At 59.9% G+C, this 14,691-nt stretch carries 12 protein-coding genes; 11 read left to right on the top strand and 1 reads right to left on the bottom strand.

The features are described 5' to 3' along the window. Positions 1 to 7: 7 nt before the first annotated feature. On the bottom strand, positions 8 to 1,924 hold the full coding sequence (locus tag J3O30_RS03715; RefSeq protein WP_207582937.1) for a glycosyl transferase: 1,917 nt from the start codon (positions 1,922 to 1,924) through the stop codon (positions 8 to 10). Between the two features lie 452 nt (positions 1,925 to 2,376). Between J3O30_RS03715 and J3O30_RS03720 the strand changes: the two genes are divergently transcribed. From J3O30_RS03720 to J3O30_RS03770, 11 genes are all read left to right on the top strand, one after another. Beyond that, positions 2,377 to 3,282, top strand: a complete 906-nt coding sequence (locus tag J3O30_RS03720) for a flagellin (protein WP_207582938.1) — start codon at positions 2,377 to 2,379, stop codon at positions 3,280 to 3,282. A 283-nt stretch (positions 3,283 to 3,565) separates the two neighbouring features. Beyond that, positions 3,566 to 4,474, top strand: a complete 909-nt coding sequence (locus J3O30_RS03725; RefSeq protein ID WP_207582939.1) for a flagellin — start codon at positions 3,566 to 3,568, stop codon at positions 4,472 to 4,474. 246 nt (positions 4,475 to 4,720) lie between these two features. Continuing rightward, positions 4,721 to 5,632 carry a flagellin gene (locus J3O30_RS03730; protein WP_207582940.1) on the top strand — a complete coding sequence of 304 codons (912 nt, stop codon included), beginning with the start codon at positions 4,721 to 4,723 and terminating at the stop codon, positions 5,630 to 5,632. 300 nt (positions 5,633 to 5,932) lie between these two features. Further along, complete coding sequence (locus J3O30_RS03735; RefSeq protein WP_207582941.1) at positions 5,933 to 6,895, top strand: flagellin; 963 nt, start codon at positions 5,933 to 5,935, stop codon at positions 6,893 to 6,895. Positions 6,896 to 7,096: 201 nt separating this feature from the next. Further along, positions 7,097 to 7,726 (top strand): hypothetical protein, encoded by a 630-nt coding sequence (locus J3O30_RS03740; RefSeq protein ID WP_207582942.1) that lies wholly within the window; start codon positions 7,097 to 7,099, stop codon positions 7,724 to 7,726. Then, the gene (locus J3O30_RS03745; RefSeq protein ID WP_207582943.1) at positions 7,723 to 9,060 is read left to right on the top strand and encodes a MotB family protein; all 1,338 of its coding nucleotides are present in this window, start codon (positions 7,723 to 7,725) and stop codon (positions 9,058 to 9,060) included. Before J3O30_RS03740 ends, J3O30_RS03745 begins: the two co-directional genes overlap by 4 nt. A gap of 4 nt (positions 9,061 to 9,064) precedes the next feature. Continuing rightward, on the top strand, positions 9,065 to 10,360 hold the full coding sequence (gene motC, locus J3O30_RS03750; protein ID WP_207582944.1) for a chemotaxis protein MotC: 1,296 nt from the start codon (positions 9,065 to 9,067) through the stop codon (positions 10,358 to 10,360). Then, positions 10,357 to 11,805 carry a flagellar hook-length control protein FliK gene (locus J3O30_RS03755; RefSeq protein ID WP_207582945.1) on the top strand — a complete coding sequence of 483 codons (1,449 nt, stop codon included), beginning with the start codon at positions 10,357 to 10,359 and terminating at the stop codon, positions 11,803 to 11,805. Before motC ends, J3O30_RS03755 begins: the two co-directional genes overlap by 4 nt. Next, a complete protein-coding gene (locus J3O30_RS03760; protein ID WP_207582946.1) occupies positions 11,753 to 12,310 on the top strand; it encodes a lytic transglycosylase domain-containing protein in 558 nt (185 codons plus the stop codon). The genes J3O30_RS03755 and J3O30_RS03760 overlap by 53 nt, the downstream gene beginning before the upstream one ends. Before the next feature lie 280 nt (positions 12,311 to 12,590). After that, the gene (locus tag J3O30_RS03765; protein WP_007633267.1) at positions 12,591 to 13,262 is read left to right on the top strand and encodes a winged helix-turn-helix domain-containing protein; all 672 of its coding nucleotides are present in this window, start codon (positions 12,591 to 12,593) and stop codon (positions 13,260 to 13,262) included. A 126-nt stretch (positions 13,263 to 13,388) separates the two neighbouring features. Beyond that, on the top strand, positions 13,389 to 14,690 hold the full coding sequence (locus tag J3O30_RS03770; RefSeq protein WP_207582947.1) for a flagellar hook protein FlgE: 1,302 nt from the start codon (positions 13,389 to 13,391) through the stop codon (positions 14,688 to 14,690). Position 14,691: the final 1 nt, after the last annotated feature.

Consider the following 14,691-nt stretch of genomic DNA (forward strand, 5'->3'; position numbering starts at 1 on the left):
AAAAGCCTCACTCCGCGGCGAACGGCGCGGTGCGCGGCGGCAGCGCCGCGATGTCCATGTGGTCGGGTGCGAGACCCTGCTTGGCGCGCGCGGCTATGATTTCATAGGCCTGCTCCAGATGGTCGCAGAACCGTTCGGCATCGAAGAGCGGCGCAATATAGCGCTTCTCCTTGAGATGTGCCTTGTATTCGGCGATCCGCCCGGGATTCTCGGCCAGTTCCACGGCCATATCCTCGTAGTCCTGCAGGTCGCTTGCGACGAGGTCGGGTAGGTCGATGGCCCGCAGCAGGCTCTCGCTGACGCGTGAGGCGAAGTTGGTGCCTTTGACGGTCAGAACCGGCAGGCCGCCCCAGAGCTGCTCCGAGGTGGTCGTGTGGCCGTTGACGGGGAAGGTGTCGATGCCGAGGTCGGCCGCCTGCTGACGGTCGATGTGCTGTTCGTAGGGAGCGCGAGGGCAGAAGATGATCCGCTTGGGCGAAATGGCTGCCGCCTGGAACTGCTTCAAGAGATTTGCCTGGTTGCGCGGCGAATTCGCCATCAGCCAGAGCACGCTGTTCGGCGCGCGCTTGAGAATGCGGCACCAGCTGTCGATTACCTCAGGCGTAATCTTGCGGTTGCCGTTGAAGGAGGCGAAGATGAAGGCATCTTCCGGCAGGCCGAGCTGCTCACGGGTGACGGCGCGCGGCTTCGGACGATGCATCGGATCGTTCGGCTGGTAGCTTTCCGGCAGTCGGCAGAATTTTTCGTGATAGAAAGGCTTGGCCACCTCGGGCAACACCGAATGGTCGCCGATGACATAGTCCAGGTCGATATTGACGGTGCTGCCGGGAAAACCGAGCCAGCCGACATGTACCGGCGCCAGCGGCAGGTTGAAAGCAGTCGCGCGGCTGCCTGATGTATGACCCTTCAGGTCGACCATGATGTCGATATTATGCGCGCGCACCGTTTCCAGCATCGCCCGGTCGGAGAAGCCGTGAACGGTGACGATCCTGCCCCAACGGCTGCGATCGGTGTCGTTGTGCTTTAGGTATTCCGGGCCTGTATGGCAGAAGAGCGTCACCTCGAACCGATCCTTGTCGTGCAGTTCGAGGATGCGTTGCAGCAGCTTCATCGTCGCGTGCCGGTCCCAGAAGTCCGACGACATGTAGCCGATGCGGATCTTGTCCGACCAGATGTGCGGCTGGTTGCGGCGGAAGGTCACCCGTTCGTGGTTGAGAGGTGTGGTGCCGATCGTCGCATAGCGGTTGAAGTCCTCGTTGCCGCACCAGTGCAGGTGATAGAACGGGTTGTCTTTGCGCAGGATCTCGATATCGCCTTTCGCAAGGGCCGCGTCGATCACCGCCTGATGCTTGGCTGCCTCTTCGAATTCGTTGAATTCGCGGGCGAAAACAAGGTGGAGAAAGCGGAAGGCGTGATTGCCTGGAAAACGCTTGAAGAGGTTGCGCGCCAGCTTCTGGTTGGTTGCATCGTTGAGATCGTCGCTGAGCAGCAGGGCCGCCAGACGCATGTGGTCGGGATTCATGCTTTCCGACAGCACCGTCTTGAACGGACGGATGATATCGCGCTGCTGGCGCTTCAGATAGATCGCGGTGATGATGAAAGCGAGTTCGGCATCTTCCTGCGCTTTGGCAAGGTTGCGCATGGCGATCAGCAGCGCTTCGTCCTCGTTGCCAGTCTCGTAATGCAGCTTGGCGGCCTGTTTCTGGTATTCGTAGGCGTTCGGTCCTTCGCAGTTGCCGGCCAGGCCATAGGCTTTCGCGGCGTCGGCCTTGAATCCGAGCTGCACGAGGTTCTTGGCCAGCAGCGCATAGGTCTTGGCGTCCTGCTGGATATCCATCAACTGGTTGAGCGTCGCCAGGGACTGTGTGTAGCGGCCCATCTGGTAATCCTTGGATGCCGCAGAGAACGAAACTTTGCTGTTCAAAACCCAACTCCGTGAAGGAAATGTTCTGGCAATGGCGGTCGATCGCCCGGCGCATGCACGGTTTGTCCTCCCCGAAAACGGGTGGATCGGTCCGATGGTGCTATCCCGGCGCCTGCCACATTGGCATTCGAAGCTTGCTTGAAACCGGTGAGTTGACGAACCTCTGTTTTCCCGGCGAAATGGCCGCTTTTCCGCAGGGAAAACGCTTACTTTCCAAGAGAATTAGAATGTAGAGGAATATATTCAGCAAGCATTAACTATGCCCTGCGAGGAGCCGGCTTGAGGCCAGTATTTTTAAGAAGTTGGCAAGCATTGGCTGCGAGATTGCCCTGGACATGACGGGTTTGGGCCAAACAAAAAAGGCGCCGAGTAGCATGAAGCTGGTCCGTCATCGCCGGTACTATAGTCCGGTATGTCCTCCTTTTTGTATCTAGTTTCCAGGGGACAGATTTATGACAAGCATTAACACGAACACTTCCGCACAGGCCGCTCTCCAGACGCTGCGTAGCGTCAACCAGGGCCTCAACCAGACGCAGAACCACGTTTCGTCGGGCTATCGCGTTGAAAAGGCTTCTGACAACGCTGCTTACTGGTCGATCGCAACGACCATGCGGTCGGACAACAAGGCACTCTCCGCTGTTTCCGACGCCCTCGGCGTTGGCGCTGCGAAGGTCGACACCGCTTACACCGCCATGGACAGCGCCATCGACGTCGTCGGCGACATCAAGGCCAAGCTGGTTGCCGCCACTGAAAACGGCGTCGACAAGGCCAAGGTTCAGGAAGAAATCGGTCAGCTGCAGCAGCAGCTCCTCAGCATCGCCCAGTCGGCTTCCTTCAATGGCGAAAACTGGGTTGCCGGCGCTGACGGCACGAAGAGCGTCGTATCCTCCTTCGTCCGCGACGGCTCCAACGCCGTTTCGGTAACCACGACCGACTACGTTCTCGACGACAGCAGCGCGGGCAACGTAATGTTCGGCATGAGCGGCGGTTCGGTCGAAACCTCCACCGGTATCCTCGGTACTTCGAATGGTGCGACCGGCTCGATCTACGCGATGGACATCACCAGCTTCACCGCCGGCCAGATCCAGTCGGCTCTGACGAACGTCGAATCGGCTCTGAAGTCGATGACCAGCGCCGGCGCTGCTCTCGGCTCGCTCTCCAAGCGCATCGACAATCAGGACACCTTCGTGTCCGCGCTCAGCGATTCGATCGACTCCGGTATCGGCCGTCTGGTCGATGCCAACATGGAAGAAGAATCCTCCAAGCTCAGCGCCTTGCAGACCCAGCAGCAGCTGGCGATCCAGTCGCTGTCGATCGCGAATTCCTCTTCGCAGAACATCCTGTCGCTGTTCCGCTAAGACCGGTCGGCACAAGGTTTCCAAGTTTCGCGGCCGGGTCATCCCCGGCCGCGAAATGTTTTAACATAAGGTTAATGAAAACTCTTCTAAGTCTCAGATATTTTTAAGTAATTTCCAGTTTGGATTTAGCTTTCCTTAACCATCTTGGTGTTTTCTAGGCCCATCGAAACGGCGAGTTAACCTTAACAAAAAATGGTTAGCAGGCATGATGCTGATCGCTGTGGGCCGGCCGAAAATCCGGAATGTCCCTTCTTAAAATCTGCCAACAAGGGGCAATTAAACTATGACGAGCATCAACACCAATAACGCTGCAATGGCAGCCCTCCAGACTCTCCGTGGCATCAACCAGGGTCTCCAGACAACCCAGGCTCACGTTTCGTCCGGCTATCGCGTCGGCAAGGCTTCCGACAACGCTGCTTACTGGTCCATCGCAACGACCATGCGTTCGGACAACAAAGCTCTCTCGGCTGTTTCCGACGCTCTCGGCCTCGGCGCCGCTAAGGTCGACACCGCTTATTCCGCCATGGACAGCGCCATCGACGTCGTCGGCGACATCAAGGCCAAACTGGTTGCCGCCACTGAAAACGGCGTCGACAAGGCCAAGGTCCAGGAAGAAATCAGCCAGCTGCAGCAGCAGCTGATGAGCGTCGCTCAGTCGGCTTCCTTCTCGGGTGAAAACTGGGTGGCCGGCGCTTCCGGCACCAAGAATGTCGTTGCCTCCTTCGTCCGTGACGGCTCCAACGCCGTGTCGGTCGTGATGACCGACTATGTGCTCGACGATAGCAGCGTGGGCAACGTTCTGTTCGGCATGAGCGGCGGGGCAGTCGAAACCTCCACGGGTATTCTCGGCACGTCGAATGGCGCGACCGGTTCTGTCTACGCGATGGACATCACCAACTTCACCCTCGGCGAGATCCAGTCGGCTCTGACGAACGTTGAATCGGCTCTGAAGTCCATGACCAGCGCCGGCGCTGCTCTCGGCTCGGTCTCCAAGCGCATCGAACTGCAGGAAAACTTCGTGTCCGCACTCAGCGACTCGATCGACTCCGGTGTCGGCCGCCTCGTCGACGCCGACATGGAAGAAGAATCCTCCAAGCTCAGCGCTCTGCAGACCCAGCAGCAGCTGGCCGTGCAATCGCTGTCGATCGCGAACTCCTCTTCGCAGACGATCCTCACGCTGTTCCGCGGCTAATAACCGCAGAAAACATCGGCCCGCCGGTCTCCGGCGAGCCCCCAGCAACGAGCCGCGCTTCTATGGAGCGCGGTTTTTTTAATGTCCGTTAACGATCGATTAACCATAATGCTGTTTTCTCAGGTCAACGAGACGGTGGGTTAACCAAATCTAAGAATCGGTTAACAGGCATGAGGCTGGTCCCCGTTCCCGGTAGCGTTCCGGAATGTCCCTTTTTTCCATCTGCCGACAAGGGGCAATCATTTCATGACCAGCATTTTGACCAACGTCGCGGCCATGGCCGCGCTTCAGACACTCCGCGGAATCAATGACGGCCTTGAGGCTACGCAGAATCGCGTATCATCGGGCTACCGCGTCGAAAAGGCAGCCGACAACGCGGCTTACTGGTCGATCGCAACGACGATGCGTTCGGACAACAAGGCACTCTCCGCCGTCTCCGACGCCCTCGGCCTCGGCGCCGCCAAGGTCGACACCGCTTACTCTGCCATGGACAGCGCCATCGACATCATCAGCGAAATCAAGGCGAAGATCGTCGCCGCGACCGAAAAGGGCGTCGACAAGACCAAGGTCCAGGAAGAAATCGGCCAGCTGCAACAGCAGCTCCTGAGCATCGCGCAGTCGGCTTCCTTCTCCGGTGAAAACTGGGTTGCTGGTGCTGACGGCACCAAGAGCGTCGTTTCTACTTTCGTGCGCGATGGCAGCGGCAATGTCTCAGTCAAGACGACCGATTACATCCTGGACACGAGCTCCATGGGCAACGTTCTCTTCGGCATGACCTCGACTGGCACGATCGACACGAGCTCCGGCATTATCGGCACATCATACGGCACTATCGGCTCGATCTACTCGATGGACATCAGCACCTTCGGTTCGCCTGAGATTTCCATGGCCCTGACCTCGATCGAGGCTGGCCTGGATGCCATGACCAAGGCTGCCTCGCAGCTCGGCTCTATTTCCACGCGCATCGAACTGCAGGAAAACTTCGTTGGAGCACTCAGTGATTCGATTGACTCGGGTGTCGGCCGCCTCGTTGACGCCAATATGGAAGAGGAATCGAGCAAGCTGACGGCCTTGCAAACGCAGCAGCAACTGGCTATCCAGTCGCTGTCGATCGCCAACTCCAGCGCGCAGAACATCCTCACGCTGTTCCGCAGCTAAGCCAGGCGCTGAAGCTGGACCGAATCTTGCGCCATCGTTCGGCAGCAAGCAGAAAGCCTCCCGGACCGCGCCCGAAACGGCGCGGTTTTTTCTTTTATATCAATAGCTTGCCTGCCGCCGTGATCGGCGCGGCGAGTTCAGCGCCGCGCTCTTGCCGAACAGGTTGATATCGAGTTAACCTCGCTTTGAGTTGATTTGCTTTTGCGACACGCCGGTAGAAACGCTGCCGGAGGCATGACGCCACTTTAGTCGCCGCCGGCAATCCGGCCTGCCCTTTTACCTTACTCCGAGAGCCTGTCGATGACCGTTAAGATTACCAGCGCGGCCGCGGTGAATGCGCTTGCGGTGCTGCGCAGCATCAACAAAGAAGCCGGCCAGACCCAGCAGCAAGTGTCCTCGGGATATCGTATCGAGACGGCCGCCGACGATGCGTCCTACTGGTCGGTTGCGACCGTCATGCGCTCGGACAGCACCAATCTCGGGACGATCGGGGATGCGCTCGGTCTCGGCGCGGCCAAGGTGGACGCGACCTACACGGCGATGAATTCGGCGATCGATCTCATGGGCCAGATTCGTGCCAAGCTTGTGTCGGCGAAAGAGCCGGGCACCGACAAGGACAAGATCAACGCCGAGATCAGCGAATACAAACAGCAACTGCAGACGGTCGTTGAATCGACCTCGTTTGCGGGCGAGAACTGGCTGCTGAACGGCAATACCACGGCGCCCCCGACATGGTCGGTCATCTCAAGCTTCGTGCGCGCTCCGACCGGCGAATATCAGGCCCGGACCATCGATTTCCCGTCGTCGCAGACCATCCTCATCGACGAGAACAATGCGAGCGGTGGCCTGTTCACCAAGGCGGTCGACGCCAATGCGATCAACAACAACGGCGCGACGGCGCGCAACTACTATCTGCTGAACGCCAACTCGGCCACGCCGACGACAGGGACGGAAATTGCGATCGGCCAGAATACGACCGATGCGCAACTCACCGATATGCTTGATGTGACCGACTCGCTGCTCTCCTCGCTGACGACGACGGCTGCTTCGATCGGCGTGATGAAGACGCGTATCGACGATCAGATAGATTACACTGCCGATCTCGCCGATTCGATCGACAAGAGCGTCGGTGCGCTCGTCGATACCGACATGGACGAGGCTTCGATCCGGCAGAAGGCGATCGAAACCCAGAAGCAGATGGCTGTCGAAGCAATCTCGATCCTCAACACGGCTTCGAGCAAGATTCTGATTCTGCTGGAATAAAGGTGAGCGCGATCGCGGATGGCGGCGCCATTCATCCTCGCGCAAGTTTGACTTCCTAGTTTCCGGCACGAAGGCATCGTCCGAATCCGTGCCGGCGCAAGGTGAAGCCCTTGCCCGTTTCGAAGCGACATGCCGGCGCGCAAGGTCGTTTTGAGCGGGGGTGGATATGCTGCATGCCTCCCGAATGCTGGATGGTTTTTTATGAGCATTACGCTTTCCCGGTATTTGAAGGACTTCGGTGAACCGGAACCGTCAGCGCCGATCATCGACATCGACGATTTCGGCGGCGACGGTTTTCCCGAAATGCCAAGCGAACCGCCAATCGACGTCGAGGCGGAGCGCCGCGAAGCCTATGCGCAAGGTCATGCCGCAGCCACCGCTGATTTGACCGAGAAATTCCAAGCCGAGGCGCGGGCGCTGGCCGAGGTCCATGCGCGTGAGTTCGAGGAGCTGAAGCTTCGCTACGAAGTCGAGGCGGCGGCGGTCATTGGCTCCCGCATTCGCGATATCGCCGAAGAGGTCGCACAGCTGGTCAGCGCCGGCGCCGCCGTCGCCTTAGCACCTGTGATGACCGAAGCGCTGGCCGCCAAGGCTGCCGAAAGCCTCGCCGTCCTGCTGCGTGACGCGATCCTCGAGGGTGCCGCCGGCCCGATTGTCATGCGCGGGCCGACCCGGCTTTTCGAACTCCTAACGGCCGAACTCGGCGAACATGCTGGGGCGGTTCGACACGTTGAGACTGACGATATCGATCTTGCCGTCGAAATCGGTGAATCCGTCATCGTCACCCGTATGTCCGCCTGGGCGGCCAGCTTGAAGAAAGTTCTCGAATGAGCGAAGGCGAAAACCACCACCACGGCAAGAACGAGATCATCATCGTCAAGAGACATGGCGGCGGTGATCACGATGGCGCCCATGGCGGTGCGTGGAAAATTGCCTATGCCGACTTCATGACGGCGATGATGGCGTTCTTCCTGGTCATGTGGCTGGTCAATGCCGCCAATGAGGAGACCAAGGCCTCGGTCGCGACCTATTTCAATCCGATCAAGCTCTCCGACGAAAAGCCGACCGAAAAGGGACTGAAGAAGCCCGTCGACAACGCCGAAGGCGAGGAGAAGCAGGAAAAGTCGAAACAGAAGGAAGAAAACCCGAACGACGGCAAATCGGCGGCGGATGGTGACGATCAGACATCGACATCAGGTGACCAGACCAATTATTCCGAGGCCGATTTCTTCGAAAATCCTTATTCGGTTCTCGCCGAAATCGCGCAGGAAGTCGGCCAGCAGGCCAATGTCAGCGCCAAGGGCGATGGCGGTGCCGCCGATTCCGGCCCGGCCACCGGCGCCGATGGCGGCGAGGCCTATCGTGATCCCTTCGATCCAGATTTTTGGACGAAGCAGGTCGAGGTCACGACAGCCGGCAAGTCCACCCCTCCGGGCAAGAACGACGAGCAGGCGGCCGAGAGCGGGACAACCGAGATCGCCAAGGTCGAGGATATGAAGCCGATGCCGCTGACCACCGATCAGAAGGCCACCGGTCAGGAACCCAAGGAAACCAAGACCGCGGCCGAGACCAAGGACGGCAAGGCGCCGGGTGACAAAAAGTCCGGCGACAAGAAGGCTGGCGATAAGAAGGCCGAAGCGCAAAAGGACGCCGATCATCGGAAGGATGCCGACAAGAGCGCGGCAGAGACCGAGCAGCAGCAGAAGGAAGCCGAGCAGCTGCAGGAGCAGATCGCCCAGCAGATCGGCGGCGTTGCCGGCAAGCTTGCCGAAGGCCTGACCGTGACGGCATCCGAAGGCGGATTGCTGGTCAGCATCTCCGACCAGAACGACGATTCGATGTTCAATATCGGTTCTGCGGTTCCACGCCAGGAGATGGTGCTCGCCATGGAAAAGATTGGCGCAATCCTGAAGGAGAGGGGTGGCGCGGTCGCCATCCGCGGCCACACGGACGGGCGCCCGTACAAGGGCGGGCAGAATGAGAACTGGCGGCTTTCGATGGACCGCGCCCAGAGCGCCTATTACATGCTCGTGCGCGGCGGGTTCGACGAGAAGCGCATCTCCCAGGTCTCGGGCTTCGCCGACCGTCGGCTGAAGCTGCCGTCCGACCCGTTCAACGCGACCAACCGCCGGATTGAGATTCTGGTGCAGGCGGATCAAGGATAACAGGATGGCGCGTCGGCAGTATCGCTATGTCGGATTTGTGGCCCTCGGCCTGGCGTTGCTTTCGTCGGCCGCAGGCAGGGCGCAGGATCCGGACGATCTCGAGCCGTACAAGATGATGCGGTCGCTGCAGTTCGTGCAGGATTCCGTGGTCTCCGGCGATCATTCGGCCGGTGAGATGCAGCGCTTCATGCTGGGCACGATCGACGAGCGGCTGCGCAGCGTCGATACGTCGGTCTTCGATGACGACCGCAATGTCGACGCAGCGCTGATCTACGCGATGAGCGGCGGCAATCCGCAGACGCTGGAATATCTGATCGTCCACGACGTCAACGGCTATTTCGACAACCGTGTTACCGATGTGCTCAGAAAATATCTGAGCGGCAAGGGGCTGCTCGTCGCCAAGACGCTGGAGGAGACCGCCAGGGAATACCGCGACAAGAAGATCGGCCCTTACCTTGCATTGATCGGCGGCAACGTGCTGATCGCGACGAAGCCGGCAGACGCACTCGATCTCTACGACCAGGCGCGCCTTGCGGCGCCGGGCACGATCGTCGAGGAAGCGGCGCTGCGCCGCTCGGTCGCCATCTGCGTCGACAAGGGGATGCTCGACCGGGGAATGGCCTATTCGCAGCGTTATATCAGGCGCTTCCTGCATTCGCCCTATGCCAGCCAGTTCGCCGATCTTTTCGTCACGCTCGTCGTCGGCCACGATCACGACGTGAAGCCGCAGGATGTCATCGACATCCTGTCCTTCATGGACGCGCCGCGCCAACGCGAGGTCTATCTGCGCATCGCCCGCGCTGCCGCGATCGCGGGTAAGCCGGAGCTGGCCCACATGGCGGTCGAGCGTGTGCAGTCGCTTGGCGGCGGCACCGACAATGCCTTCGGTCCGCTGGCGAATTTCTATGGCGGCATGGCCGGCCTTCCCACCGAGGATATCGACCGGGCGGCGAAGAATGTCAGCGACATCGCTGGCAACACGCTTTCACCGCGCGATCAGGCGCTGCAGGAGGCGGCGCGATCGATTGCCGAGCAGATCCTGCGCGCTCCCGATCCGGCAAGCCTGACACAAGCCTCGAACCCTAACACTTCTAATCAAGAAATCACTTCTGAAAAGGCTGCGGCTATAGAGACGCAACCGGGAGCGCCAGGCGCGCTTCCCGAGCCTGTTCCGGGAGGTGTGGCATCGACTGGCCAGAGCCAGGGTACCGACCCCTCATTCAACGCATTTGTGACGACCAATCGGTCCAAGCTCGACGAGATCGACGGTCTTCTGGCGCAGGAAGGCAACGAACAATGATGGATATGAGCGTCTCCGGCGGAGCCGCCGGTGCGGAGTCCGCCGCGATTACGAAATCTGCGCGACCGGCCGGTAAAGACGATACGGCCGGCCAAAAGAATGGCTTCTCCGACGCACTTGCCAAGGCAAGTGGTGGTACCGCCAATGACGACGCCGACGATGCGCAGCCGGATCAGGGTGCGGTTGCTGATGGCAGCGCCGAGAAAGTGGCGCGGACGATCCGCGGCCGCAACGGCGCAAAACCGTTGATCGATCTCGGCGACGCCGCGCTGAAGGCACAGGCTGAGGTGCAGCCGGAAACGATCGCCAATGCCGAAAAGGTCGCGGCAAAGCCTGGAAAGGCCGCGGTCAAAATGCCGGCGGATCTCGCCTTCGGCAAGCTCGACCCAAAGGACCGCTCGGCAGACGAGGTCGTTCAGGCGGCTAAAGGCGGCAAACACGCCAGGGCCGACGCATTGGAAACCGACACCGACAACGACGGCGACGTTGATGACGGCGGCATTTCCGATGTCCTCGGCCTGCTGAAGCAGGAACCGACCGACGGCGCGGTCGCTTTATCGGCGGCAGCAGGCGCGCATCACACTTCCGCCAAAGCCGATGAAGTCAAACCTGACGGCAAGAAACTCGATGGTATCGACGCCAAGGCAGGCGGCCATGCGTCGGACGCCCTGGCGGTCGTCAGCGGCAACGTCGACAGCGGCAAGGCGGATGACGTCAAGGTTCCCGGATCGGAGAATGCCGAATCCGCCGACGGCAGGACGTTCAGGATCAGCCGCGCCGATGGCCGTGGTGTCTCTATGGATGTTCACCTCGGCACCGATCAGGCCGGGCCGAAGGACGGCTCGAAGAAGGCCGATGTCGAAAATGTTTCGGTCCTTGAATCGCGCCGCTATATCGGCCTGATGCAGAATTCGAATTCCGCCTCCGTCACTGCCGCTCTCTCCGGCGATTCCGAATGGGCGCGCGCCATGGAGCCGAGCTCGGCACTCTCCAACGCGGCGGAATGGACGAGCACCGGCAAGGTGGTCAATACGCTGAAGATCCAGATGAACCCGCTCGATCTCGGCTTGGTGACGGCGACTATGCGCCTGTCCGGCGACGCCCTGAACATCGACCTCAAGGTCGAAACCGGCGCGGCGTACCGTCAGATGAAGGAAGATCACGGCAAGATTCTCGAAGCTCTGCGCAGCCAGGGCTACGCCGTCGACAACGTCACCATCAGCATGGCGCCGGTCGAGCGTAGCGACGCCGGCAACCAGGCCGGCAGCCAAAGCCAGGCCTCTCAGCAGCAGTCGCTCCCCCAGCAGGGGCAGGGCGGCGAGGCGCGCGAGCGCCACAATCAGACGGCACAGCGGACGGATGGGGGCTTCAATGGCGCAGGCGAGACCGGTATTGAAGACGTTTCTGCTGGCCGCAGCAGCGGCATTGGCGGCGTTTACCTCTGAGGCGATCGCTTCCACCGGCGCCTGCGAGCGTGAGATCCAGTCGGCAGCTGCCAAATACGGCATCCCGGAAGGCATCCTCTATTCGGTCGGCCTGACGGAGACTGGCCGCAAGGGCTCGCTTTATCCCTACGCCATGAACGTCGAAGGCAGGGCGGTCTTTCCGCCCTCGGAGCAGGACGCGATGAGACAGTTCGATGTCGCCCGCAGCAGCGGCGCCAAGCTTATCGACATCGGCTGCATGCAGATCAACCACTACTATCATGGCGAAAACTTCGGCTCGGCCGAAGATATGTTCGACCCGCATCGCAATGTGGAGTATGCGGCAAAATTCCTCCGCAACCTGCATGACCGTCACGAGACATGGACGATGGCGGTAGCCAGATACCATGCGGGTCCTAACAATGACCCCGCGCAGAAGCAATATGTCTGCCGCGTCATCGCCAATCTGGTCGCCACGGGCTACGGCAAGTGGACTCCCAATGCGAGTAACTTTTGTCGAAATTGATTCAACCAAAGATGGAGTAGGCATATTGTGACGAAACTGTGTCACAATATGGCGGGAATCCGGCGTGAATCACCTGCGCAAGTCATAATTAAGAGACCGTTAACTTTTCCACGAAATTTTGGTGTGCATAAACAATAGTACCCACTAGATATAGATCAAATCGCCACAAGGATCTTAATCAATTATTAGTTTCTGCCATTAACTTTAACGAGTTGTCGCCGATTCCTGCGATTCGTACCCATAGATCATCGAAGTGCCACACTGATTCGGAGGCGGACGAATGATCGTCGTGGTTGATGAGCGTGAGCTCGTAAAAGATGGATACACATCTCTGTTTGGCCGTGAGGGCATTCCCTCCACCGGCTTTGATCCGACGGAATTTGGCGAGTGGGTACAGACCGCTGCCGATTCCGATATAGCGGCAGTCGAGGCCTTCCTGATCGGTCAGGGTCAGCGTAACTACGAATTGCCCCGGGCGATCCGGGACCGGTCAATGGCGCCGGTGATTGCAGTCAGCGACCAGCACTCGTTGGAAAACACCCTTGCACTGTTCGATTGCGGCGTCGACGACGTAGTGCGCAAACCGGTGCATCCCCGCGAAATTCTCGCAAGGGCGGCCGCGATCCGGCGCCGGCTGAAGGCGATCTCCAACTACACCGAGATCGGCGGGATCCGTGTTTTCTCGGATGGCCGCGACCCCGAGATCAACGGCGAAGTCTTCGCGCTTCCCCGGCGCGAGCGCCGCATCCTCGAATATTTGATCGCCAATCGCGGTCGCAGGGTCACCAAGACCCAGATCTTCAACGCCATCTACGGAATCTTCGATGAAGAGGTCGAGGAGAACGTCGTCGAAAGCCACATCTCGAAGCTGCGCAAGAAGCTGCGCAAGAAGCTCGGCGTCGATCCGGTCGATTCCAAGCGCTTCCTTGGCTACTGCATCGATTGGGCCTGATTTTTCCGGCCGGGCGGCGGCGCCCGGCTGAACCTCGATATTGGCCTCGCAGCTCGCCCTGACAGACAGCTTCACGCAAGGCCCGACAAATACTCTCGAGCTTAACAGGTAAAACGAGGTTTTCAGATGAGCATTTTCGGCAGCATGAAGACGGCAGTATCGGGGATGAACGCACAGGCGAACCGCCTCAGCACCGTTGCCGATAACATCGCCAACGTGAACACCACCGGTTACAAGGCCGTGTCGACGAGCTTCTCGTCGCTGGTCCTGCCTTCCTCGGGCGGCAATTACAATTCCGGCGGCGTCCAGACCTCGGTCCGCCAGGCCGTCTCCGACCAGGGCGACATTTCCTACACCACCTCGGGCACCGACCTCGCGATTTCGGGCGACGGCTTCTTCATCGTCCAGGGCGCTGACGGCACGCCGGTTCTGACCCGCGCCGGCGACTTCACCAAGGACGACGAAGGCAACCTCGTCAATGCCGCCGGCTTTCAGCTGATGGGCTATTCCTACGACTCCGGCGCCCCCGCCGTCGTCGTCAACGGCTTCGACGGTCTCGTTCCGGTCAACGTCAACCAGGATGGCCTGACCGCCATCGCTTCGACCTCAGGCATCTTCAAGGGCAACCTCGATTCCAATGCGAAGATCGCTCCGGTCGCTCCCGCGACGGCTCCGAGCGCCAACCTTGCCACAACGACGGCCGACACCAAGAAGGTCTCGATGGTCGCCTACGACCGTCTCGGCAACAAGGTGATGTACGACTTCTACTTCACGAAGAGCTCGGTCGTGACGCCGCCACCGGCATCTCCCGCTACTGCAGCCACTTGGGAAGTGGCGATGTTCCGCAACGCCAATGCGGCGGTCGGCGGCACGACCTCCTTCCCCTATAGCGCCGGTGGTTCTGTCGGCACGGGAACGCTCACCTTCGACGCCAACGGCAAGATGACCTCAACCGGCGCCGTCACGATCGCCGATACGGTGACCGGCCAGTCGATCGCCATGGACCTCTCCGGCTTCACCCAGCTCGGCGCCGACTTCTCCGGCACCGGTACGCCGAACGGCCAGGCGGCGACCCCGGTCAAAGACGTCACGATCGATGGCGACGGCATTGTCTACGCTAAGTATGAAGACGGCAGCACGAAGCCCCTCTACCGTATTCCCCTTGCCAATGTCGCAAGCCCGGACAAATTGACCCTGATGAGCGGCAACGTCTACAGCGCCAACGGCCAGTCGGGTGTCACCGTCACCGGTTTCCCGCAGACCAACGGTCTCGGCACGATCAAATCGGGCGCTCTCGAAGGTTCGAATGTCGACCTCGCCGGCGAGCTGACCGAGATGATCGAATCGCAACGCAGCTATACCGCCAATTCCAAGGTCTTCCAGACGGGTTCCGACATCATGGACGTCCTCGTCAACCTCAAGAGATAAG

Source organism: Rhizobium sp. NZLR1, from assembly GCF_017357385.1.
In the GTDB taxonomy this organism is placed as follows: domain Bacteria; phylum Pseudomonadota; class Alphaproteobacteria; order Rhizobiales; family Rhizobiaceae; genus Rhizobium.

Bases quoted from the DNA above. Each gene is read 5' to 3' on its own strand.
- J3O30_RS03720 (WP_207582938.1), top strand. From the start codon at position 2,377: ATGACAAGCATTAACACGAACACTTCCGCACAGGCCGCTCTCCAGACG.
- J3O30_RS03725 (WP_207582939.1), top strand. From the start codon at position 3,566: ATGACGAGCATCAACACCAATAACGCTGCAATGGCAGCCCTCCAGACT.
- J3O30_RS03730 (WP_207582940.1), top strand. From the start codon at position 4,721: ATGACCAGCATTTTGACCAACGTCGCGGCCATGGCCGCGCTTCAGACA.
- J3O30_RS03735 (WP_207582941.1), top strand. From the start codon at position 5,933: ATGACCGTTAAGATTACCAGCGCGGCCGCGGTGAATGCGCTTGCGGTG.
- J3O30_RS03740 (WP_207582942.1), top strand. From the start codon at position 7,097: ATGAGCATTACGCTTTCCCGGTATTTGAAGGACTTCGGTGAACCGGAA.
- J3O30_RS03745 (WP_207582943.1), top strand. From the start codon at position 7,723: ATGAGCGAAGGCGAAAACCACCACCACGGCAAGAACGAGATCATCATC.
- motC (WP_207582944.1), top strand. From the start codon at position 9,065: ATGGCGCGTCGGCAGTATCGCTATGTCGGATTTGTGGCCCTCGGCCTG.
- J3O30_RS03755 (WP_207582945.1), top strand. From the start codon at position 10,357: ATGATGGATATGAGCGTCTCCGGCGGAGCCGCCGGTGCGGAGTCCGCC.
- J3O30_RS03765 (WP_007633267.1), top strand. From the start codon at position 12,591: ATGATCGTCGTGGTTGATGAGCGTGAGCTCGTAAAAGATGGATACACA.
- J3O30_RS03770 (WP_207582947.1), top strand. From the start codon at position 13,389: ATGAGCATTTTCGGCAGCATGAAGACGGCAGTATCGGGGATGAACGCA.